Raw genomic sequence first — 20,900 nt, forward strand, 5'->3', positions numbered from 1 at the left:
GTTATGTTGTGCCGAGAGACCCAACTTTATGCCAGAGGTGCCCACCATGAGCGACATCATCCATCAGGCCAACCAGCAGCAGTTCATCTGTATGGTGGAGGGAAAAGAGTCGAGACTGCGCTACCGGCGGCTCGATGCCAAGACCATCGATGCCTACAGCACCTTCGTGCCCCCCGAGCTGCGGGTGCAGGGGATTGCCGATCAGCTGGCGCGTGCCTTCTTCAACTGGACTCAGGCGGAGGGGCTCACTATAGTGCCGAGCTGCCGCTACATTGATGTCTGGTTACGCCGCAATGCCAACAACTGAACCTCTGAACTCCGCCCTCGAACAGCAATTCCAAGCCAAAACAGAAGCCCTGCTGCGGGCCGATCCGCAGCGGATGGCCTGCCTGCAAGCCGCGGCCGAGCTCAATCTGCCCGACTGGGCGCTGGGAGCAGGCTTTATCCGCAACCTCATCTGGGATCACCTTCACCACAAGGCGGAGCCCACCCCGCTCAACGATATCGACCTTATCTATCTCGACAAAACCGATCCGCAAGGGCTGGCCGAGACGGCGCATGAAGCCTGGCTGGCAAAGCGGCTGCCGGATCAGCAGTGGGAAGTGCGCAATCAGGCCCGCATGCACACGCGGCAGCTGGTAACGCCGTTTGCCAGCAGCCTTGAGGCGCTCAGCCACTGGGTCGAGGTGCCCACCTGCATAGGCGTACGCCTGACCCGAGATGGCGAGTTCGAGTGGCTTGCCCCCTACGGCTTTACCATCAACTGGTCGCTGCAAGTGAGTGCCAACCCCAAATGTCGCCAGGACAAACAGATTTTTACCCAGCGCATCAAGGAGAAACGCTGGCAGGCTATCTGGCCTGACCTTCAGGTAAACTGGCCATAACCTGATTGCAATCTTTCGATAACCTTGGGCACACTAGGGGAAAAGCTGGTTGTAACTCAATGGGTTAAATAATGCGCGACTTCTTCTCTCTCGAACGCTGGCTACCGGGCCTCGCCGCCCTGCTGCATTACCAGCGCGCCTGGTTGATGCCAGATCTTCGCGCCGGACTCTCGGTGGCGGCCGTGGCGCTGCCCGTCGCCATCGCCTATGCAGAACTCGCCGGAGTGGGTGCCATCGTCGGTCTCTACTCCTGTATCCTGCCCATGCTGGTCTACGCCCTGTTCGGCACCTCCCGCCAGCTGATCGTCGGCCCTGATGCCGCCACCTGTGCGGTCATCGCCGCCGTGGTGACGCCGCTGGCCGCAGGCGACCCAACCCGTCACTGGCAACTGGTGATGACCATGACCGCCATGACCGGCTTCTGGTGCCTGATTGCCAGCCGCTTCAAGCTGGGAGTGCTGGCGGACTTTCTCTCCCGCCCCATCCTGATGGGGCTGCTCAATGGTGTGGCCATCACCATCATGGTGGGCCAGCTCTCCAAGATCTTCGGCTTCACTTTCAGCGAACGTTACCTCATCGAGCGGATCGCCAGCGGGGCTACCTATATTACCCAGACCCATCTGCCGACCCTGGCCATGAGTCTGGTGGCCCTGCTCACCCTGCTGCTGGCCAAGCGCTACAAACCGGCATGGCCCTCCTCCATGGTGACCATGGTGGTGACCGCTGCGCTGGTGTGGGGCTTTAATCTCGGCCAGTTTGATATCGCCACCCTGGGGACGGTGGGCTCCGGCCTGCCCGCGTTCCAGATGCCGGAATTTCCTCCCGGCCTGATGCGGGAGCTGGTGCTGCCCGCCCTTAACCTGGCCATGGTGAGCTTCGTCTCCATGATGCTGACCGCCCGCAGCTTTGCCGCCAAAAACGGCTATGAGATCGACGCGGACAAGGAGTTTCGGGCCCTCGGTATGGCCAACCTCGCCTCCGCAGTCTCCCAGGGTTTCGCCATCAGTGGCGCGGATTCGCGCACTGCGGTCAACGACGCCAACGGCGGCAAGAGCCAGCTGGTCTCCATCATCGCTGCGGCGGTGATCGCCCTCATCACCTTCTATCTGACGGCGCCGCTCAAATATATTCCCACTGCCGCCCTCGGGGTGGTACTGGTGATGGCCTCCCTGTCGCTCACCGATTTTCGTGGCCTCTGGGCCCTGCGCCACTCCGATCGATCCGCCTTCTGGCTGGCGCTGGTCACCTTTATCAGCGTGCTCACCATGGGGGTGATCCCGGGGATCACCCTTGCCGTGTTGCTGGGGCTGTTCCAGTTCCTGCGCAATGTGATGCGCCCCACCGACCAGCTGCTTGGCATGGATGACGAGGGGGTGGTGCGCACCCTGGGGGATAACGAACAGGCCAAGGCGATCCCGGGTATTCTGGTCTATCGCTTCAACTCGCCGCTCACCTACTTCAATGCCCCCTATTTCAAGCGCCGGGTGCTGGCCCTGCTGGTGCAGGATCCCAGAGCCCCCAAGTGTCTGGTGATCGATGCGGTCGCCTGCTTCACCCATCAGGACATCAGCGTGATGAGCATGGTGGGAGAGCTGCACAAAGAGCTGAAACGGCGCGGCATCCATATGGTGATGGCGGGTCGCCACGGTCAGATGACTCACTGGTTAAAGCAGGCGGGCGTGCGGGTAGGCGATGAGGGGATCATCCTCTGCCCCGACATGTATCAGGCGCTGCGCCTGACCCGCTGCTATCGCGAGCCGGTGTTCAAGGATGATGCGGTGGTGGAGAGCACCACTGATGCCATCCGCTCCAACTGGCCGCAGGATGATGCCCTGCCCGACTCGGCGCGCCTCACCCTGCCAAGCGAACAGGAGGCGGGCGCCACGCCTACCTGATCCCCTGGCCGATGCAATCCTGCACAAGGATTGCACCGGCCTTGGCCTTGGTGTTAAATGCGCCCCCAGAGGACACTCCCCCGTGCCCTCCCAGCTGTTGGACATGCCATGCAATCTCAATCCCACGCAGGCCCGGGCACGCTATTTGCGCTGACCTGGCCGCTCTTTATCGATCTCGCCCTGCACTTTCTGACCGGCGCCCTCAATACCTTCATGGTGGGTCACGTCTCCTATCAGGGAGTGGCGGCGCTGGCGGTCGGCAATCAGGTGTTCGATCTCGCCATCACATTGTTCAGCTTCGTCAGTATCGGTACCAGCGTGGTGATCACCCAGTATCTGGGGGCCGGCGATCGGGAGAAGAGTCGGGTGGTGATCCACACAGCTATCGGCTTCAACCTGCTGATCGGTCTGGTGGCCGCCATCGGCGTGATGGCGGGGGCCAGCACCATGCTGGCGCTGATGAACCTGCCCGCCAATCTGATGAGCGACGGGACGCTTTACTTGCAGATCATCGGTCTCTGCCTGCTGCCTGAGGCCGCAGCGCTCTGTCTGGCGGCTACCCTGCGCGCTCACGGCCACACCCGTCAGGCGATGTATGTGACCCTCATCGTCAACCTCATCACCTTCGTCGGCAACCTGCTGCTGCTCTACGGCTGGTTCGGCCTGCCCCAGCTTGGCGTCGCCGGTGTCGCCATCAGCACAGTTGCCGGGCGTCTGGTGGGCGTGGTGCTGCTGGTGTGGCTGGTAGCCCGCAAAACCGGCATTCGGCTGGTGGTGCGCGATATCGTCCACCCCAGCCGGGAGATGCTGGGCAAGGTGCTCCATATCGGCCTGCCTGCGGCAGGAGAGAACCTCTCCTGGATGCTGCAGTTTATGGTGGTGACAGCCTTTGTCGGACTGCTGGGTGACAAGGCGCTGGCAACCCAGTCCTACTTCTTCCAGATCTGCCTGTTTATCCTGCTGTTTGGCCTCTCCATCGGCCTTGGCAACGAGATCATCATCGGCCATCTGGCGGGAGCAAGACAGTTCGATCGCGCCTATCAGCAGCTACTCAAAAGCCTCAAGCTGGGGCTGGCGGTCACCTGCGTCATCGCCGTGGCGGCGGCCCTCAATGGCCGCACCATCATCAGCCTCTTTACCGATGATGCCGACATCATCACTCAGGTGGCGCAACTGTTTCTTATCAGCCTTATCCTCGAACCCGGGCGCACCTTCAATCTGGTGGTGATCAACGCCCTGCGGGCCACCGGGGATGCCCGTTTCCCCCTCTACATGGCGTTGCTCTCCATGTGGGGAATTGCCGTGCCACTCTCCTATTTCCTCGGTATCATGCAGGGTTATGGACTGGTCGGTATCTGGCTGGCGCTGGCCTGCGACGAGTGGGTGCGCGGTCTGGCCATGTTCTGGCGCTGGCGCAGTCGTCGCTGGCAAAACAAAATTCTTGTTGAAACAAAAGCGGAATCACAATGAAGAAGATAGGACTCTTGCTGGCTGCCATCCTGCTCAGCCCCCTGGCCATGGCGCAAACTGCCCCTGCCGCTCCCAAGGCTCAAGCCACCCAGACCTGGTATGTGGCCCCCATCGCCATCGATGAAACCAGCGACGCCCAGAAGGCGCTGACCAAGGACTTCATGGCCCAGATGATCAAGACCATCAAGATCAACGAGTACCAGACCGGCAAGGCGGTGGGCAACACCAAGAAGCCCAAGTGGCTGATCCGCACCAAGCTGATCCCCGCCAGCAACGAACCGCTGGTCGGCAAGAAGCACCCGCAGGGTCTCACCTATGGCAAGGGCAATCCGACCCAGGAGATCGTCGGCGAGCTGCTGATGAACGGCACCCTGGTGGCCCACATCGGCCAGGGCTGGCGCGAGCCTATCGTCCCGGGTACGCCGGTGGCCGAAAAGCTCTCCATCGCCAACTATCGCTACGCCATCGGGGATCAGGCCAAGTCGGCGGATCTGGAAGAGCTGGCCGCCCAGATTGGCTTTGAAGCGGGCAAGGTGATCCACCGCGATGGCAAGCCGCTGCCCGAGAAGAAAAAGAAAAAAGAGCAGGCGGACGAAGAGAAAGAGTAACGTTGCCTGCATCCATAAAAGGGGCCAGTCGGCCCCTTTTTTGATCCTGCACCCTTACGCCAACCCTGCCCCTGTTGTGACTTGTCGCACAGTTTGGCTCACCATTCAGATTGACAAATCACTTATCTTGTTTTGATTCAACAAGTTATAAATATCCCGCCGAATACCCCAAATCATTGCCCCCAAATCCGATCAGGATCACATTTATCCCCGGCACTAAGGGGTAGCTTTGGTCTTACAGGCACAATCAAACGAAACCAAGGAGGCTCCATTACATGTTCCCAGAGTACAGAGAACTTATCTCGAAACTGAAGAGCAGTGATGTCCATTTCCAGAAGAAGTTTGACTTGCACAACGACCTGGATGCGGAGATTAGAAAGTTGGAAAAGCATCACGCCAGCGACTATAGCGCCGAGGTGAGAGATCTGAAAAAACAGAAACTCAAACTGAAAGAGGAGATATACGACATCCTCAAACAACATCCACAATAGATGCCTCGAAGAATATGCGGATAAGCAATTTATCCCCCAGCCCGGCCCACGCGCCGGGCTTTTTGTTGTTTCAGTCAATTAGTTGACACCCGAGCCTACCGATCTTGCCGGTAGTTTGTTACATTTTTCCCTTGGAATTCAGGGAATAACGGTGATGATAACATGAGCAGAAAACGATCTTTTTATCATCTCTTGCTGCTTTGCCTGTTCGCATTGAGCCACCCCCTGCAGGCTCAGGAGCCTGAACTGGAGCTGTGGCACTCCCAGCAAGCCGGTTACGTGATCGAAGATGTGATCGCCCGCTTCAATCAGGAGGGGAACCACAGAGTACGGGTCACCCAGATTGAGCCGGGCAAGATCAAGGCGGATCTCCTGCTGGCAGCTCAGGCCAGGGGGCTGCCTGATCTGATGCTGATCCCCTCCGATTTTATCGGCCTCTATCGCCAGATGACCCTCGCCCCGCTCCCGGCAGAGTGGTTTTCCCCCGCGCTGATGGCCAGCGCCCTGCGTTATGTCACCCTGGATCGGCAACGCTGGGGCATGCCCATGATGCAGGGCAACCATCTGATGCTGTTTTACAACAAGGCGCTGGTCTCGACTCCGGTGACCCAATGGCAGCAACTGACTGCTATCACCCCGGCCCTCAAGACCAAGGGTGTCTACCCCGTCAGCTGGCCCTATCACGACATGTACTACTTCGCCGCATTTTTACACACCTTTGGCGGCTCGCCGGTGACCGAAGGGCGCATCACCCTCGACAGCCCGGCCATGGTGCAGGCACTGGAGGCCTACCGCACCGTCGCCAGCGAACAGTGGGTCGATCCCGAGTGCGACTATGACACCGCCCTCGCCCGCTTCAATGAGGGCAAGAGCGCCTACCTCATCAATGGGGACTGGGCCTTCAATGACCTGGTGAAGAACATGGGGGATAAGCTGGGCGTCGCCCTGCTGCCCCGCTGGCAAAGCCATCCCATGCACTCCATGAGCGGCGCCTACGTGATGGGAGCCTCCCGCTGGGCGATGGATGATGAGGATCGGCAACCCGTCATCAAGGCACTGATGGCCTTTATCCAGCGTCAGGATATTCAGCAGTTCATCTATCATCAGGGGGCGCTGCTGCCGGTCAATCAGCAGGCTTTTACCGCCATCAGCCGCCGTCCCACGCCTCAGGAAAAAGTGCTGCTGGAACAGTTCACTCTCAGTACCCCCATGCCCTCCGACAGCGCCATGTCCATCGCCTGGCAAGCGATGGAGAAAGGGTTCGAGCGCTTTAAAGAGGGGATCAGTGCCGCCGACACCGCCCGCTATATGCAGCAGCTGGCCGATCAGCAGTACCGGCAGGTCAAAACACCATGAAACATCGCACCTTTCGGCTTGGACCGACCCTGATCATCATCCTGTTCACCGTCGCCCTGCTGCCGGCGCTGCTGGCCAGCACTGTGCTGCTGATCCGCCAGCACCAGATCATCGCCCAGAGCGAGCAGTCGCAGCTGGAGCGAGCCCTCACCAGCATGACCCGCGAGGCCCGCTTTCGCAGCGAGCTGATCGGCACCCAGCTCAATCAGCTCAGCCAGGATCGGGTGCTCCATCAGGCCCTCGACAACTTTCTCTTCTCCAGCCATGCCCGGCTGGCGCTGGCCACCTTTGTCAAATCCAACAGCCTGCTCACCTCGGCCTACCTCATCGATGACAAGGGGTTGGTGGTGGAGTACATCAATGGCCAGGCCTCCCACCTCGAGTCGAGCAACCTGATGCCGCAGCTGATGGCCTGGGGCAAGACCCGCGAGGCGAAACAGGGCAAGCATCTGCTGCTGCCCGTCGATGATCCCGTGCTGGTCGACGACATGGAGCAAAACCGCAGCGGCGGGCTGGCGCTGGTAGCCCCCATCTATCGCAACCACCAGCGAGCAGGGGTGATGCAGACCCCTTCCGGCTTCGTGATGGCCATTCTCCCCTGGCGGCAGATGGCCCAGTTGCTGGAACCCTATCTCAAGGGGAGCGAATATCTGGTGATCTCCCAGGGCGAGAACCGTCTCTACGAAGGGGCTCACCAGAGCGCCAACGCGATGGATGACAGGGAGCCAAGCAAGATGGCGCAGCCCCTGGCCATTGGCTGGCCCCAGCTGGAGCAGGAGATCACCCCCACCATCACCCTCTACAGCTACAGCAATGACAGGGTCAGCGAGCTCAACAAATCCCAACAGCTGCTGACCGTCAGCATCGCCGTCATGTTGCTGCTGGTGGCCATCGGCTGCGTCTGGCTCACCCGCTGGCTCACCCGACCGCTGCGCTCGCTGGCCGCGCTGGTGCGCAGCTATGGCAAGGGCAATTACCAGCAACGGCAGGCACCGCTGCGCTTTGTGGAGTACGACGAGGTGCGCCAGTTGCTGCAGGAGATGGCCAGCACCATCTCGGATCAGGTGCGGGCGCTCTATCAACAAAATGAACAGCTGCAGCAGGCCAATAGCGAGAAAGAGGCCTTCAACCAGCGGCTTCTCAGCTTCAACGATGAATTGGAGCAAGAGGTCGCCTCGCAAACGACCGCCCTGCGCTCGGCCCTGAGCCGGGAAGAGCGCAGCCGCCATATCCTGCAATCCTGGTTGCAGTTCGGTCTGCACCAGCAGCTGGATATCGATATTGCCGAGCTGGCCAGCTCCGCCCTGCTGCAGCTCTCGCAGCTCTATCCCGGCCACCGCTGGGGACTGGTGATCCGCCGAGACGGGCAGCCCCACTACTCCCTGATCCAGGGGGTCGATGCCCCCTTGCGGGATGCCTTGCAGGAGAAACTGGCTCAACTGATGGATGAGGAGGTCAAACACTCCGAATGCCAGTGGGACAACGCACTCTGGAAGATCATGACCCTGCCCGGTAGCCAAAGTGGCGTGCTGTTTGGTTATCTGATGGTGAGCGCCGAAGGGCTGGAGTCCGAAGACAGGGCCATCTTGCGGCTGTTTGCCAAGCAGTTGGCGGTGGGCATCGAGGGGCGCCTCTTCACCGACGAGCTGGCGCGGGTCGCACGCACCGACAACCTCACCGGACTGCCCAACCGGCAGGCGTTCGAAGAGACCTTCCACCACTATCAAGCGGTGCTGGCGCGCCATCCGGAGCGTCACCTCGCCCTCTTCATGCTCGACCTCAACGGCCTCAAGCGCACCAACGACCAGTATGGGCACGAGGCGGGCGACGCCCTGCTGATCCAGATGGCTCACCAGCTACGCACCCTCTGCCGTCAGGATGAGAAGATTTTCCGCATCGGCGGCGACGAGTTCGTACTGCTGGCGGAGGCGGATCACCTCGCCAGCCAGCAGCTGGCTGGCAGGTTGGAGGCAAGCCAGCAGCACGCCATTGTGCAACATGGGGAGCACTGCTTCCCGCTGCGTTTTGCCATCGGCTGGAGCAGCAGCGACCAGACCCCCCTGGCGGAGCTGAGCCGGGTGGCGGACGACGCCATGTATGCCAATAAGGCGCGCTTCTATCAGGGGCAGCGATAAAAAGCGGAGGTCTGCGGCGTTGGCGAGCCTTTCGCCAACGCCCTGATCAGCTCGCAAAAATGGCGCGCAACGCTAGACGCGGCGCGGACCATGACTAAGATAGGGGCTCTTGATGTCTCGATTTGGAAGGGAGTAGGAAATGGAGTTAATACTTGGCCCACTGGAAGCCCGCGTCATCGGCTGTCTGATTGAAAAAGAGATCTGCACCCCGGATCAATATCCCCTCTCCCTTAATGCACTGGTCAACGCCTGCAACCAGAAGAGCAACCGCGAGCCGGTGCTGGAGCTCTCCGAGCTCGATATCCGCGCCGTGGTAGACGAGCTGATCCGCAAGCGGCTGGTGGTCAACACCGCCGGCTTCAACGCCCGGGTTCCCCGCTACCAGCACAGATTCTGCAACACCGAATTTGGCGAGCTGAAATTCAGTGCCCAGGAGCTTGGCATCGTCTGTGAACTGCTGCTGCGCGGCCCGCAAACCCCGGGAGAGCTGCGCTCGCGCACCAACCGCCTCTGCAGCTTCTATGATGTCACCGAGGTGGATGCGGTGCTGACCCAGCTTATCGAGCGTGGCCCCTACGTGGTCAAACTACCGCGCGAGCCAGGCAAACGCGAATCCCGCTACGCCCACCTGTTTAGCGGCGAAGTGGATATTCAGGCGATGATGGATGCCGCTCCCGCCGCGGCCTATGCCTCCCCTGCCGCCGATCGCCTGAGCGAGCTGGAGCTGGAAGTGAGCGAGCTCAAGAGCCGTCTCGCCGCCATGGAAGCGCGGCTGGCAGCACTGGATGGTCAGGGCTGATCGCCTTTACCATCGCCACTATCTATCAGGGAGCCGGGGCTGATGTCCCCGGCTCCCTGCGTTTTTTCATCGTGAGGAAGTGCCCGTGATCTCCCTGATTAAAGAGTCAGACCACCAGAAGATGCCCTGGAAAAACCAGCAGGGCACCACCAGCCAGATCCTCATCTCCCCCAAGGGGAGCAGCCTTGCCAAACTCGACTTTGACTATCGACTGAGCTCGGCCCCCATCAAGAGCACGGGTCCCTTCTCCCCCTTTCCCGGCTATCAGCGCATTTTGCTGCCGGTGAGCGGGGCTGGCTTTGTGCTCAACGGTCACCCCTACGCCACCTTCGAGGCGGCGCACTTTAGCGGCGATGAGGAGACCCACTGCGAGTTGCTGAAAAAAGAGGTGACCGATCTCGGGCTTATCTACCATCCGGATCGCATCAGCGCCAACGTGCGGGTACTGAACCTCCCCTTCCCGCTGACCCTTACCCTCGAGCCAGAGAAGACCTACCTCTGTCACCTGCTGAGCGGCCAGCTGGCCGTGCAGGGCAAAGAGGTGGCCATCAACGAGACGCTGGTGGTGACCGGTGAAGAGAGCATTCACTTCGAATGCCAGAAGAAAACCGCCATCGCCTTCTTTACCCTGCAGGCCAAATAGCGCAAAAGTCGGCGGTGTGCAGTCATGCCACACCACACACAAACAGCAGAGATGAAAAAGCCGGGAAATCCCGGCTTTTGCTATTGAGGCAACCGGCTCGTGCCGGTCAGCACCTTAGTTGACCTTGAAGGAGCCCTTCATCATGGCGAAGTGGCCGGGGAAGGAGCAGAAGAAGGTGAGATCCTTGCCCGCCAGACCGTCTGTCTTGAAGGTGACGCTGCTGCTCTCGCCACCGCCGATCAGCTTGGTGTGAGCCAGTACACGCGGATCATCCTTGGGCAGATAACCGTTCTCGGCCCCGGCGCTCATCCCGGCAGTCGCCACGGTCTGATAGTCGGCGGTGCTGGCCAGCACCCAGTTGTGGCCCATGGCGGTCACGGGCAGCTTGCCGGTGTGATTCAGGGTGACCGTCACCTCCTTGCAAGTGGCCGGCACGCTCATCTCTTTGAGGTTGTACTGCATGGCATCATTGCCTTCGATGACCAGTGCACACTCATCCGCCAGCACGGGGGCAGCCAAGGTACTCAGAAACAGCAGGGTAATCGCCTTTTTCATCATTTTCTCCTTTGATTGGCAATGGATGGCAACGACTTGGCGGATGCGGTGAACGCTTCGCAAAGATGCCGTCTAAATCGACCTTCATTTTACTCAATTGTCTTCAATCGGCTATGGCTTTTGGCCAAAGCTGCGGGCCAGGTCACCAGACGGTGCTCTACTCGCCACTCTCTCCCTCACGGATGGACGATACGACCCGCTCCCGCCACAGGTTCAAAACTGTTTAATTTTTTCTGCCCTTTTCCCTCCGATTGCCCCTATCAGGGCTCGCCCGGCGGGCGCCCCTTGGCTAAGCTAGCGCCCCGATATGAACCTTCTCCAGATGAGAGCGCCGGATGATTGCGATAACCCCCGTGGCGGCCCTGCGCGGCCTGCTGCTGACCCTGCTGCTGGCGCTGGCCGGCTGCCAGCCCACCCCGCCTGCCCAGACCCGTATTCAGGGCAAGACCATGGGCACCTACTATGTGGTGACCCTGAGCGATAGCTACCCCGGTGGGGAGCCCGCCCTCAAAAGCGATGTTGAGAGCCTGCTGGCCCGGATGAACAAGGAGATCTCCACCTACGATCCGGGCTCGCTCATCTCCCGTTTCAATCAGGGGCCCGCCAATACCCCGTTTGCCATCCCGCCCGCCATGGCCATCATAGTCCAGCAGGGGATGGATGCCGGTAAGCTGACCGACGGCAAGCTGGATGTGACCGTGGGGCCTCTGGTCAATCTGTGGGGCTTTGGCCCGGACAAACGGCCGGTCAAGCGGCCCGATGAGGCAGCCATCGCCGCCGCCCGCCACAAGGTGGGCATCGACAAGCTGACCCTGACCCCGCAGGGGGATCACTTCCTGCTCGAAAAAACGATCCCGGATCTCTATCTCGACCTCTCCACCCTCGGCGAGGGGGCTGCCTCTGACGAGATTGCCACCCTGCTCGAAGGCAAGGGGGTACACAACTACCTGATCGAAGTGGCCGGTGCGGTGCGCAGCAAGGGCAACAACAGCAAGGGCTCGCCATGGAAAGTGGCCATCGTCGAACCCTCCGATCAGCCGGGGGCGTTTTCCGATATCGTCATCCCCAACGGCATGGCGCTCAGCACCGCGGGCAGCTATCGCAACTACTACGAGATGGATGGCCAGCGTTACTCCCATATCATCGACCCCGCCACCGGCCAGCCGGTCACCCACAAGCTGGTCTCCGCCAGCGTCATCACCCCGACCGCGCTGGAGGCCGATGCCCTCGATACCGCGCTGATGGTGATGGGGCCTGAAGCGGGGATGGCATTTGCCAAACAGCACCAGCTGGCGGTCTATCTCATCATCAAGACCGAACAGGGGTTCAAGGCTGAGTACACGCCGCAATTTGCTCCCTATCTGGCAGAGAAAAAACGGTGAGTTCAAGGCCCTGGCAACAGGGCCTTTTTCTTTCACTCATCGCGGGCAAAAGGCGGACAAACGGAGACGGTTCGCAATCGACAACTTGGCCAATTGCCTCTTCGGGCGCTTTGGTGGCACACTTTCCCTCATCAGCCCGTAGCGCCTCGACCCAGACAGATGCAGACACCTGAACAAGAGCCAGAGAAAAAGAGCCCAGCCAAGCCACAACGCATTCTGATGGTCAATGAGCAGCGCTCGTTTCAGGTGATGATGAAGGCGATGCTGCTCAATCTGGGTATCAGCAACATCACCTACTCCAATACCGCCGAGGATGCGCGGCGCCGCTGCCAGAAGGGCAGTTTCGACATCTATCTCATCGATTACGATCTCGGGGTTGGCGAGAATGGCCGCCAGTTGCTCGAAAGCCTGCGCGACAAAGACCTGATCCCGCCCCAGAGCGTGGTGATCATGGTCAGTGGCGACAGCTCCCGCGCCATGGTACTGAGCGAGCTGGAAGCCGAGCCCGACGAATACCTGATGAAGCCCTTCTCTCAGGAGCAGTTCTCGTTTCGCTTGAAGCGTGCCCTCGCCCGGCGCAACGCCCTGGCCAGCGTCTTTACCGCGCTGGCCGATGACAATCTGGCAGCCCTCATTACCGCCTGTGCCGAGCGGGCCGATGCGGTGCCCCGTTTTGCCAACTACTGCCGCTGCCTGCAGGCCGATACCCACCTCAAGCTGGGTCAGGCGCAGGAAGCACGCGCCCTGATGCGCCAGCTGCTGGCCGGGCAGGAGAACAGCTGGGCCCGCCTGACACTGGGCAAGGCCTGCAACACCCTGGGGCTCCACGAAGAGGCGGTCAGCCATCTGCAGGCGACCCTCAAAAATACCCCGCTGATGGTGGAGGCTCACCTCTGGCTGGCAGAATCCCTGCTGGCCCTTGGCAATGACGAGCAGGCGCAGCAGGAGCTCAGACGGGCGGTGGATATCTCCCCCCAGTCGGTGCAACTCTCCCGTCGGCTGGCGGAGGTTTGCCTGCAGCGCCACGACTACGCCCAGGCCAAGGATGTGCTGATGTCGCTGATCGACCTGTCGCGCAACTCGATCCATCGCACGCCCCATTATCTGGGGGCCTATATCCAGACCCTGACCCTCTACGCCCTCAATAGCAACGACAGCTACCACATCGCCAACCTGCAAAAGCAGGTCAATTCTGCCCTGTCGCGCATTCGCGATTCGCTGATGATGTCGGAGTTCAACTACCCGGTGTTCGAGCAGATCTGTCAGGCCCGGGTGCAGATTGCGCTGGGTGAGTTGCTCAAGGGCAAGAAGATGCTCTATCGCGCCAATCAGAACTGGCTCGATGAACCGGCCACCATGCCCCCCGCCCTGCTTGGTGAGACCATCCTCGCCCTCTATCAGCTCGGCGAGTTTGAATATGCCGAAAGCCTGCAGGGGCTGCTGGCGGAGGACGAAGATCGGCTGCTCACCACCTGCATTCAGGCAACCCGCGATGACAAGACGGTGCTGGAGCGACGTCAGCGCTACCAGCAGCTCAACGATCTGGGGATCAAGGCCTATCAGAGCGGCGAGCTGGAGCAGGCCCTCGGCCATTTTCGCGAGGCCCTACGCCGTGCTCCCGCCAATACCGGTGCGGCTCTCAACAAGATCCAGGTGCTGCTGCAACTGATGCAGAAAAACCGCAAGAGTCCGGAATTTGGTGCCGAGTGCAAAGACACCCTGGACGTGCTCGACGGCATCCCCCTCAACCCGGCCCAGCAGGAGCGTTTTCGCAAGCTGCGTCAGGAGTTCAACCAGTTCAGCTAAGACGACGCCGCCACGCCCCCTTTTCCCCGCCTATGCTGAAACCAGTTCGGCAATGCGAGGGAAACGAAGATGGCGATGTGTCGTTATCTGGTGGCCGATGGCCGCCACTGCAGTGAAGAGGCTGGCGAGCACGATCTCTGCCACTGGCATGATCCCCACCATACCCATCAGGAAGCCCACACCGCCGAGGCGCTTGAACAGTACGTTCGCGCAGGCGGACTCTGCCACGGCCTGCAGCTGTCACGGGCCAATCTGGCGGGCCTCAATCTGGTCAACAAGGAGTCCGATCAGGGATTTTTGCTGGAGCAGTGCAACCTCTATCGCGCCAACCTGCGCGGTGGTCACCTCTACGGCCTGCGCATGAAGGGCGGCAGCCTGATGAAGGCCGATCTCAGTGATGCCAACCTCCAGTGCGCCACCCTCGATGACGTCAACCTGCTCGGCATCCGCTGGCACAACACCCGACTCGACAACATGCAGACCGGCAAACGGGTGATGCAGGATCGCAAGGGGCGCCGCGAACGGGATCCCAAACAGGCGCGCATCTGGTTCAAGGAGGCGGAAGAGACCTACCGGGATCTGCGCAAAGCCTCCGAGGCACAGGGGATCTTCACCATGTCCGGCAACTATATCCAGCAGGAGCTCACCATGCGCCGCCTGCAACTGCCGTTCTGGTCGACCCAGCGCTTCACCTCCTGGGTGGTCGATCTCTTCTGCGGCTATGGCGAGGCCCCGATGCGGGTGGTGCTCTTCTCGTTGCTGCTCATCTTTATCTGCAGCATTTTTTACTTCTTCTGCGGACTGCATTTTCAGGGCGAGCACCTCATCTACCAGCCCGGTGCCCCGCTCGAGCAAAATGCCATCTTCCTGCTCGAATGCCTCTACTACAGCGTGGTCACCTTCACCACGCTGGGGTACGGCGACTTCACTCCGGTCGGGCTCTCCAGGATCTTCGCCGCCTTCGAAGCCTTCACCGGCAGCTTTACGCTGGCGCTGTTTGTGGTGGTATTCGTCAAAAAGATGACCCGCTGAAAACCTGTCCACGATCCTACTGCGAGGTGTGATCAAGGCTCATGTGCTGCTCGGAATCCTCATGTATACATATACAATCCGGTTCCTGCGCTGCGCTTCACCTTGCTGACAGCCTCTCGCGACGGATCGTGAACAGGTTACCAAGCCGCTGCACCAGTCACAGCCCCCGAACTTGCATCCACAGCCGATTCCTAGTCCAATAGCCACTTATAAAAATGACATGAGCATCCCGGACATGAAGATCATCTCTTTCAATATCAACGGCCTGCGCGCCCGTCTGCACCAGCTGCAAGCCATCATCGACAAGCACCAGCCCGATGTGATCGGCCTGCAGGAGATCAAGGTGCACGATGAAGCATTCCCGCTGGCCGATGTGGAGGCCATGGGCTATCACGTGGAGTTTCACGGCCAGAAGGCCCACTACGGGGTGGCCATCATGAGCAAGCAGAAGCCCGTCAAGGTGGAGAAAGGCTTCCCCACCGATAATGAAGAGGCCCAGCGCCGGATGATCATGGCCACCTTCGAACGTGAAGACGGCTCCCTCATCAAGGTGATGAACGGCTACTTCCCGCAGGGTGAAAGTCAGGATCACGAGACCAAGTTCCCGGCCAAGCAGAAGTTCTACGAGGATCTGCAGCACTACCTCGAGACCAACCACACCCCGGACGACCAGTTGGTGCTGATCGGGGATATGAATATCTCCCCCACCGATCTCGACATCGGCATCGGCGAAGCTAACCGCAAGCGCTGGCTGCGGGATGGCAAATGCTCCTTCCTGCCCATCGAGCGCGAATGGATGGAGCGACTGAAAGGGTTCGGCCTGACCGACACCTTCCGCGCCGCCAACCCCACCGAGTGCGAGCGTTTCTCCTGGTTTGACTACCGCTCCAAGGGCTTTGACGAGAACCGCGGCCTGCGCATCGATCTCATCATGGCCTCCGACGCCCTCAAGGACAGCGTGACCGAGACCGGTATCGACTACGAGCTGCGCGGCATCGAGAAACCCTCCGACCACGCCCCCATCTGGGCCTGCTTCGCCTGACACGGCGCAAGATTAACCGATGAGCCGCGACGAATTCGTAAACTGTGAAGCGGCTCGCGGTTGCCCGCGATAAAAGGGCGTAAAAAACCCATCCAGACAAGGTGCCTTATGGCACCTTATTTTTTGCAGCAAGGAGTGGCTGGCGTGATACGGTTGCAAAGAGCCCTGGCCCGGGATGAACATCCCCGAAGCCCCCCGCCCATATCGGAAAAGTCAGACTTTTTTCGTCAATCGGCAACCCTAATTGCCACTTTGAGAAGGTTGTGTTCAAGGTTGCCGCCCTATCATCTCCCATTCCAATCATAAAGAAGTTGTTTTTTTAATCATGAAGTTAATGATGTGTATGGAGAAACATGCTGAACGCAGCAGCCGAAATCGATCCAACAGGAGTGTGATGATGAAGGTGCCCAATGCCGGAAGAGAGGTTTACAAACGCAGCTTGCTGACCCTGGCGCTGATCAGCGGTCTGAGCGCCTGTGGCGGCGAGACGACCCAGACGGCCCAGACCATGCCCGCCGTCCCTGTGGTGGTCGCCGAGGTCAAGCTGACCGATGTGCCGCTCACTACCGAGATGGTGGGAGAGACCGCCGGTTTTCGCGAGATCGATGTACGCTCCCGGGTCAGTGGCATCCTGCTCAAGCGCACTTATGTGGAAGGCCAGCCGGTTACCGCCGGTCAGGAGCTGTTTCTGATTGACCCGGAGCCCTACAAAGTGGCGCTGGAACAGGCCAAAGGGACCCTGGCTCAGGAGCAGGCCCGTCTCAACAAGGCCCGTGCCGATCGGGATCGCATCATTCCCCTCTTCAAGCGTCAGGTGGTGAGCCGCAAGGACTATGACGACACCATCGCCAACTACGAAGCGGCCATCGCCAGTCATCAGGCCGCTCAGGCCAAGGTGAAAGAGGCGGAGCTCAACCTCAGTTACACCCAGGTGACCGCCCCCATCAACGGCATGGCAAGCAAGAGCTCCCAGTCTGAGGGGAGCCTTATCTCCACCAGCGGCGACAACGGCCTGCTCACTACCATCACCCAGTTTGATCCGCTCTACGTCAACTTCTCCTACTCGGAGCAGGATCGCCTCAACTTCGAAAACTCGGTAAAGAAAGGGGTGATTGAGGCGAAGGATGCCACCACCTGGCGCACCCATATCCGTCTGGCCGATGGATCCCTCTATCCGGAGGCGGGCAAGCTCAACTTCTCCGACAACCGGGTCGATCCCCAGACCGGCACCATCCGTGCCCGCGCCATCTTCGACAACAAGGACGGCGTACTGCTGCCGGGCCAGTTTGTCCGCATGACCATCGATCTGGGCACCCGCAAAAACGCCATCGTGGTGCCGCCGCGCGCCATCGTCCAGTCCCAGGCTGACCGCATGGTGATGGTAGTCGATGCCGACAACAAGGTGGTGCCCCGTCCGGTGACCCTGGGCGCGGCAGTCGACTCCGGCGTGTTGATCGAGAGCGGCCTGCAGGCAGGTGAACGCTATATCGTCGAAGGCTTGATGAAGGCCCGCCCCGGCGCCGTGGTGAAACCTGTCTCTGCCGACGAGATGAAGGCGATCACCGGCAAGGTGGTCAGCCAGTCTGCGGCCAAGTAAGGAGCCCGTATGTTTTCCAAGTTCTTCATAGAACGCCCCATCTTCGCCAGCGTGATTTCGATCATTATCGTGCTGGGCGGGTTGGCGGCGATGCGGGCGCTCCCCATCGAGCAATATCCCCAGATCACCCCGCCGGTGGTCTCGGTCACGGCGTTTTATCCGGGCGCAACCCCGGAGGTGATCTCCCAGACCGTGGCTGCGCCGCTGGAGCAGCAGATCAACGGCGTCGAGCGGATGATCTACATGCAGTCGGGGTCGGCCTCCAACGGCCAGATGAACCTCAACGTCTACTTCGAGATCGGCACCGATCCGGATCAGGCCACCATCAACGTCAACAACCGGGTCTCGGCCGCCATGGCCCAGCTGCCGGAAGAGGTGAAAAAGCAGGGGGTGACGGTCAAGAAGAAATCGACCTCCATCCTGCAGGTGGTCACCCTCCAGTCACCGAACGGCTCGTTTGATACCACCTATCTGTCGAATTACGCCCTGCTCAACATCATCGACGAGCTCAAGCGGATTCCCGGCATCGGTGATACCACTCTGTTTGGCGGTACCGACTATGCGATGCGTATCTGGCTGCGGCCGGATCGACTGGCCCAGCTCGAGCTCACCCCGAGCGACGTGATTGGCGCCATTCGCGAACAGAACACCCAGTTCGCTGCGGGCAAGATCGGAGCCCAACCCACCACGGCCCCCATCGACTTCACCTACACGGTACAGACCAAGGGGCGCCTTGAGGATGTGAAGGAGTTCCAGAACATCATCGTCCGCTCCATGCCCGATGGCTCCAAGATCCGGGTCCGCGATGTCGCCCGGGTCGAGCTGGGGGGCAAGGATTATGATCTGGTCGCCCGCGCCAACGGCAAACCGGCCATCGGTATCGCCACCTATCTGCAACCGGGCGCCAACGCCGTCGCGGTCGCCGATGCGGTACATGCCACCATGGAGCGACTCAAGGAGCGCTTCCCGCAGGATATCGAGTACCAGATCCCCTACGACACTACCGAGTTCGTGAAGATCTCCATCGAAGAGGTGGTACACACCCTGTTCGAGGCGATCGTACTGGTGTTCGTGGTGGTCTATCTGTTCCTGCAGAACTTCCGCGCCACCCTGATCCCCTGTATCGCGGTGCCGGTGTCGCTCATCGGGACCTTCGCCGGCATGCTGGTGCTCGGTTTCTCCATCAACCTGCTGACCCTGTTCGGCATGGTGCTTGCCATCGGTATCGTGGTGGATGACGCCATCGTGGTGCTCGAAAACGTCGAGCGGATCATGAGCGAGAAGAAGTGCTCCGCCAAGGAGGCTGCCATCCTCGCCATGCAGGAGGTCTCCGGTCCGGTGGTCGCCATCGTGCTGGTGCTCTGCGCCGTGTTCCTGCCGGTCGCCTTTATGGGCGGCATGACCGGGGTGATGTACAAGCAGTTTGCCATCACGGTCGCGGTCTCGGTCGCCATCTCCGGTCTGGTGGCACTGACTCTCTCTCCGGCCCTCTGTGCCGTGTTGCTCAAAGAGGGACACCACAAACCGGCCCGCTTCTTCGTCTGGTTCAACGAAAAATTTGACCAGCTGACCCGCGGCTATGTACGGGGTGTGGCCTTCCTCAACCGTCGGGTGGGGGTCGCCTTTGCCATCATCGCCGTGCTGATCCTCTCCATCTACGGCCTCTTCCTGAAAGTGCCGGGCGAACTGGTACCGAACGAAGATCAGGGCTACCTCATCTCCGCCGTCATGCTGCCGGATGCCGCCGCGATGAGCCGGACCCAGGCGGTGGCGGATCAGTTCGACAAGATCGCCATGGCCAACCCCCATGTGAAGGATGTGATCACCTTCTCGGGCTTTGACATTCTATCCAATGCCATCATCAGCAACAGCGGCATGACCTTCATTACCCTGAAGGACTGGAGCGAGCGTCAGGGGGCCGGACAGGACTCCTTCTCGCTGGCCAAGACCTTCCAGGGCTTGAGCCTGATGGGGCTGGCGGATGGCTTTGTCGCCTCCTTCAACCCGCCTCCCATTCAGGGGATGTCCACCACAGGTGGCCTTGAGGCCTATCTGCAAAACCGTGGCACCGGCAACGCCCAGGCCTTCTCAGGCGAAGTGCAACGCTTCCTCGAAGCGGCCAAGGCGCGCCCGGAGTTTGCCAGCGTCACCAGCACCTACCGCGCCAACGTGCCACAGGTCTATCTCGACCTGGATCGCGAAAAGGCCAAGGCGCTGGGGCTGCCCATCAACGCGGTGTTCGACACCATGCAAGCCACCTTCGGCCAGGTCTATGTCAACGACTTCAACCAGTTCGGCCGTACCTACCGGGTGCAGTTGCAGTCCGAGGCAGACTATCGCGCCAAGAAGAGCGACATCCGCAACGTCTATGTCCGCTCCGACAAGGGGGAGATGATCCCGCTCAGCAGTCTGGTGACGGTGCGTGATGCCACCGGCCCCGAACTGGTCGAACGCTTCAACATCTTCCAGGCCGCCAAGATCATGGCCCAGCCCGCCCCCGGCTACAGCTCGGGTCAAGCCATCGCCGCGCTGGAAGAGGTTGCTAATGAAGCTCTGGGCAACGACGCCAAGCTGGAGTGGACCGGCTCCGCCTATCAGGAGAAAGCGGCCGCAGGCAGTGCAGGCATGGCCTTTGGTTTCGGTATCGTGATGATCTTCCTCATTCTGGCCGCCCAGTATGAACGCTGGAGCCTGCCGTTTGCGGTGATCACCGCCGTACCGTTCGCCCTGTTCGGTGCCCTGCTCGCCACCTGGCTGGTGGGGCTGACCAACAACGTCTACTTCCAGATCGGGCTGGTGACCCTGGTCGGCCTTGCCGCCAAGAACGCCATCCTGATCGTGGAGTTCGCGGTGATGAAGCACGAAGAGGGGATGAGCCTCATCGAGTCGGCACTGGAGGCGGCGCGCCTGCGTTTCCGCCCCATCGTGATGACCTCGCTCGCCTTCATCCTCGGCTGTGTGCCGTTGGTCACCTCCAGCGGGGCCGGTGCGGCAAGCCGTCACGCCCTCGGCTGGCCGGTCATCGGCGGCATGCTGGCGGCCACCTTTATCGCCATCTTCTTTATCCCGCTCTTCTTCCGGCTCATCATGAGAGGATCGGAAAAGCGCGCCAAGCAGTAACGCTCTCCCCAGGCGTTCCACCGATAACAAACTACCCCCGCCCGTGCGGGGGTATTTTTTTGTCTGCGGTGTGCTTCAATGACAC

Annotated in this window: 17 protein-coding genes; 16 read left to right on the forward strand and 1 reads right to left on the reverse strand. The window is 60.5% G+C overall.

Annotated elements, in window-relative coordinates; all coding sequences use genetic code 11:
- Positions 1-46 precede the first annotated feature (46 nt).
- The 10 genes from ACTG2S_RS14930 to ACTG2S_RS14975 all read left to right on the forward strand — a co-directional run bounded on the left by ACTG2S_RS14930 (position 47) and on the right by ACTG2S_RS14975 (position 10,281).
- Entirely contained in the window at positions 47-307 is a 261-nt protein-coding gene (locus tag ACTG2S_RS14930) for a GNAT family N-acetyltransferase (protein ID WP_005337747.1), read from the forward strand.
- Positions 294-884 carry a nucleotidyltransferase family protein gene (locus ACTG2S_RS14935; RefSeq protein ID WP_274160298.1) on the forward strand — a complete coding sequence of 197 codons (591 nt, stop codon included), beginning with the start codon at positions 294-296 and terminating at the stop codon, positions 882-884. Before ACTG2S_RS14930 ends, ACTG2S_RS14935 begins: the two co-directional genes overlap by 14 nt.
- Before the next feature lie 71 nt (positions 885-955).
- Positions 956-2,779 carry a SulP family inorganic anion transporter gene (locus ACTG2S_RS14940; protein ID WP_274160299.1) on the forward strand — a complete coding sequence of 608 codons (1,824 nt, stop codon included), beginning with the start codon at positions 956-958 and terminating at the stop codon, positions 2,777-2,779.
- 108 nt (positions 2,780-2,887) lie between these two features.
- Entirely contained in the window at positions 2,888-4,249 is a 1,362-nt protein-coding gene (locus ACTG2S_RS14945; RefSeq protein ID WP_005361670.1) for an MATE family efflux transporter, read from the forward strand.
- The gene (locus tag ACTG2S_RS14950) at positions 4,246-4,857 is read left to right on the forward strand and encodes a hypothetical protein (RefSeq protein ID WP_005361671.1); all 612 of its coding nucleotides are present in this window, start codon (positions 4,246-4,248) and stop codon (positions 4,855-4,857) included. Before ACTG2S_RS14945 ends, ACTG2S_RS14950 begins: the two co-directional genes overlap by 4 nt.
- 275 nt (positions 4,858-5,132) lie before the next feature.
- Positions 5,133-5,348, forward strand: coding sequence for a YdcH family protein (locus ACTG2S_RS14955; RefSeq protein ID WP_005337763.1), 216 nt, complete (start codon positions 5,133-5,135; stop codon positions 5,346-5,348).
- Between the two features lie 162 nt (positions 5,349-5,510).
- Positions 5,511-6,704: a sugar ABC transporter substrate-binding protein gene (locus ACTG2S_RS14960; protein ID WP_274160300.1), complete on the forward strand. Its 1,194-nt coding sequence runs from the start codon at positions 5,511-5,513 to the stop codon at positions 6,702-6,704.
- Positions 6,701-8,839, forward strand: a complete 2,139-nt coding sequence (locus ACTG2S_RS14965) for a diguanylate cyclase domain-containing protein (protein ID WP_279498469.1) — start codon at positions 6,701-6,703, stop codon at positions 8,837-8,839. Before ACTG2S_RS14960 ends, ACTG2S_RS14965 begins: the two co-directional genes overlap by 4 nt.
- Before the next feature lie 139 nt (positions 8,840-8,978).
- Entirely contained in the window at positions 8,979-9,638 is a 660-nt protein-coding gene (locus ACTG2S_RS14970) for a YceH family protein (RefSeq protein ID WP_274160302.1), read from the forward strand.
- Positions 9,639-9,723: 85 nt separating this feature from the next.
- A complete protein-coding gene (locus ACTG2S_RS14975; protein ID WP_005337767.1) occupies positions 9,724-10,281 on the forward strand; it encodes a HutD family protein in 558 nt (185 codons plus the stop codon).
- 114 nt (positions 10,282-10,395) lie between these two features.
- On the opposite strand, the gene azu is transcribed toward ACTG2S_RS14975, so the two are convergent.
- Positions 10,396-10,836 (reverse strand): azurin, encoded by a 441-nt coding sequence (gene azu, locus ACTG2S_RS14980; RefSeq protein ID WP_005337768.1) that lies wholly within the window; start codon positions 10,834-10,836, stop codon positions 10,396-10,398.
- Between the two features lie 335 nt (positions 10,837-11,171).
- Between azu and ACTG2S_RS14985 the strand changes: the two genes are divergently transcribed.
- The 6 genes from ACTG2S_RS14985 (at position 11,172) to ACTG2S_RS15010 (ending at position 20,815) form a co-directional block, all read left to right on the forward strand.
- Complete coding sequence (locus ACTG2S_RS14985; protein WP_274160303.1) at positions 11,172-12,218, forward strand: FAD:protein FMN transferase; 1,047 nt, start codon at positions 11,172-11,174, stop codon at positions 12,216-12,218.
- A gap of 159 nt (positions 12,219-12,377) precedes the next feature.
- Positions 12,378-14,024, forward strand: a complete 1,647-nt coding sequence (locus ACTG2S_RS14990; protein WP_439982747.1) for a tetratricopeptide repeat protein — start codon at positions 12,378-12,380, stop codon at positions 14,022-14,024.
- Between the two features lie 69 nt (positions 14,025-14,093).
- Positions 14,094-15,056: an ion channel gene (locus ACTG2S_RS14995; RefSeq protein ID WP_005353221.1), complete on the forward strand. Its 963-nt coding sequence runs from the start codon at positions 14,094-14,096 to the stop codon at positions 15,054-15,056.
- Between the two features lie 235 nt (positions 15,057-15,291).
- Positions 15,292-16,098, forward strand: a complete 807-nt coding sequence (xthA, locus tag ACTG2S_RS15000) for an exodeoxyribonuclease III (RefSeq protein WP_075115233.1) — start codon at positions 15,292-15,294, stop codon at positions 16,096-16,098.
- 397 nt (positions 16,099-16,495) lie between these two features.
- Positions 16,496-17,695: an efflux RND transporter periplasmic adaptor subunit gene (locus ACTG2S_RS15005; RefSeq protein WP_005353223.1), complete on the forward strand. Its 1,200-nt coding sequence runs from the start codon at positions 16,496-16,498 to the stop codon at positions 17,693-17,695.
- A 9-nt stretch (positions 17,696-17,704) separates the two neighbouring features.
- Complete coding sequence (locus tag ACTG2S_RS15010) at positions 17,705-20,815, forward strand: efflux RND transporter permease subunit (RefSeq protein ID WP_139473795.1); 3,111 nt, start codon at positions 17,705-17,707, stop codon at positions 20,813-20,815.
- Positions 20,816-20,900: the final 85 nt, after the last annotated feature.

It is taken from the genome of Aeromonas sp. 82P, from assembly GCF_051919365.1.
In the GTDB taxonomy this organism is placed as follows: Bacteria; Pseudomonadota; Gammaproteobacteria; order Enterobacterales; family Aeromonadaceae; genus Aeromonas; species Aeromonas veronii.

Coding starts and splice junctions, on each gene's coding strand:
- ACTG2S_RS14930 (WP_005337747.1), top strand. CDS start 47: ATGAGCGACATCATCCATCAGGCCAACCAGCAGCAGTTCATCTGTATG.
- ACTG2S_RS14935 (WP_274160298.1), top strand. CDS start 294: ATGCCAACAACTGAACCTCTGAACTCCGCCCTCGAACAGCAATTCCAA.
- ACTG2S_RS14940 (WP_274160299.1), top strand. CDS start 956: ATGCGCGACTTCTTCTCTCTCGAACGCTGGCTACCGGGCCTCGCCGCC.
- ACTG2S_RS14945 (WP_005361670.1), top strand. CDS start 2,888: ATGCAATCTCAATCCCACGCAGGCCCGGGCACGCTATTTGCGCTGACC.
- ACTG2S_RS14950 (WP_005361671.1), top strand. CDS start 4,246: ATGAAGAAGATAGGACTCTTGCTGGCTGCCATCCTGCTCAGCCCCCTG.
- ACTG2S_RS14955 (WP_005337763.1), top strand. CDS start 5,133: ATGTTCCCAGAGTACAGAGAACTTATCTCGAAACTGAAGAGCAGTGAT.
- ACTG2S_RS14960 (WP_274160300.1), top strand. CDS start 5,511: ATGAGCAGAAAACGATCTTTTTATCATCTCTTGCTGCTTTGCCTGTTC.
- ACTG2S_RS14965 (WP_279498469.1), top strand. CDS start 6,701: ATGAAACATCGCACCTTTCGGCTTGGACCGACCCTGATCATCATCCTG.
- ACTG2S_RS14970 (WP_274160302.1), top strand. CDS start 8,979: ATGGAGTTAATACTTGGCCCACTGGAAGCCCGCGTCATCGGCTGTCTG.
- azu (WP_005337768.1), bottom strand. CDS start 10,836: ATGAAAAAGGCGATTACCCTGCTGTTTCTGAGTACCTTGGCTGCCCCC.
- ACTG2S_RS14985 (WP_274160303.1), top strand. CDS start 11,172: ATGATTGCGATAACCCCCGTGGCGGCCCTGCGCGGCCTGCTGCTGACC.
- ACTG2S_RS14990 (WP_439982747.1), top strand. CDS start 12,378: ATGCAGACACCTGAACAAGAGCCAGAGAAAAAGAGCCCAGCCAAGCCA.
- ACTG2S_RS14995 (WP_005353221.1), top strand. CDS start 14,094: ATGGCGATGTGTCGTTATCTGGTGGCCGATGGCCGCCACTGCAGTGAA.
- xthA (WP_075115233.1), top strand. CDS start 15,292: ATGAAGATCATCTCTTTCAATATCAACGGCCTGCGCGCCCGTCTGCAC.
- ACTG2S_RS15005 (WP_005353223.1), top strand. CDS start 16,496: ATGAAGGTGCCCAATGCCGGAAGAGAGGTTTACAAACGCAGCTTGCTG.
- ACTG2S_RS15010 (WP_139473795.1), top strand. CDS start 17,705: ATGTTTTCCAAGTTCTTCATAGAACGCCCCATCTTCGCCAGCGTGATT.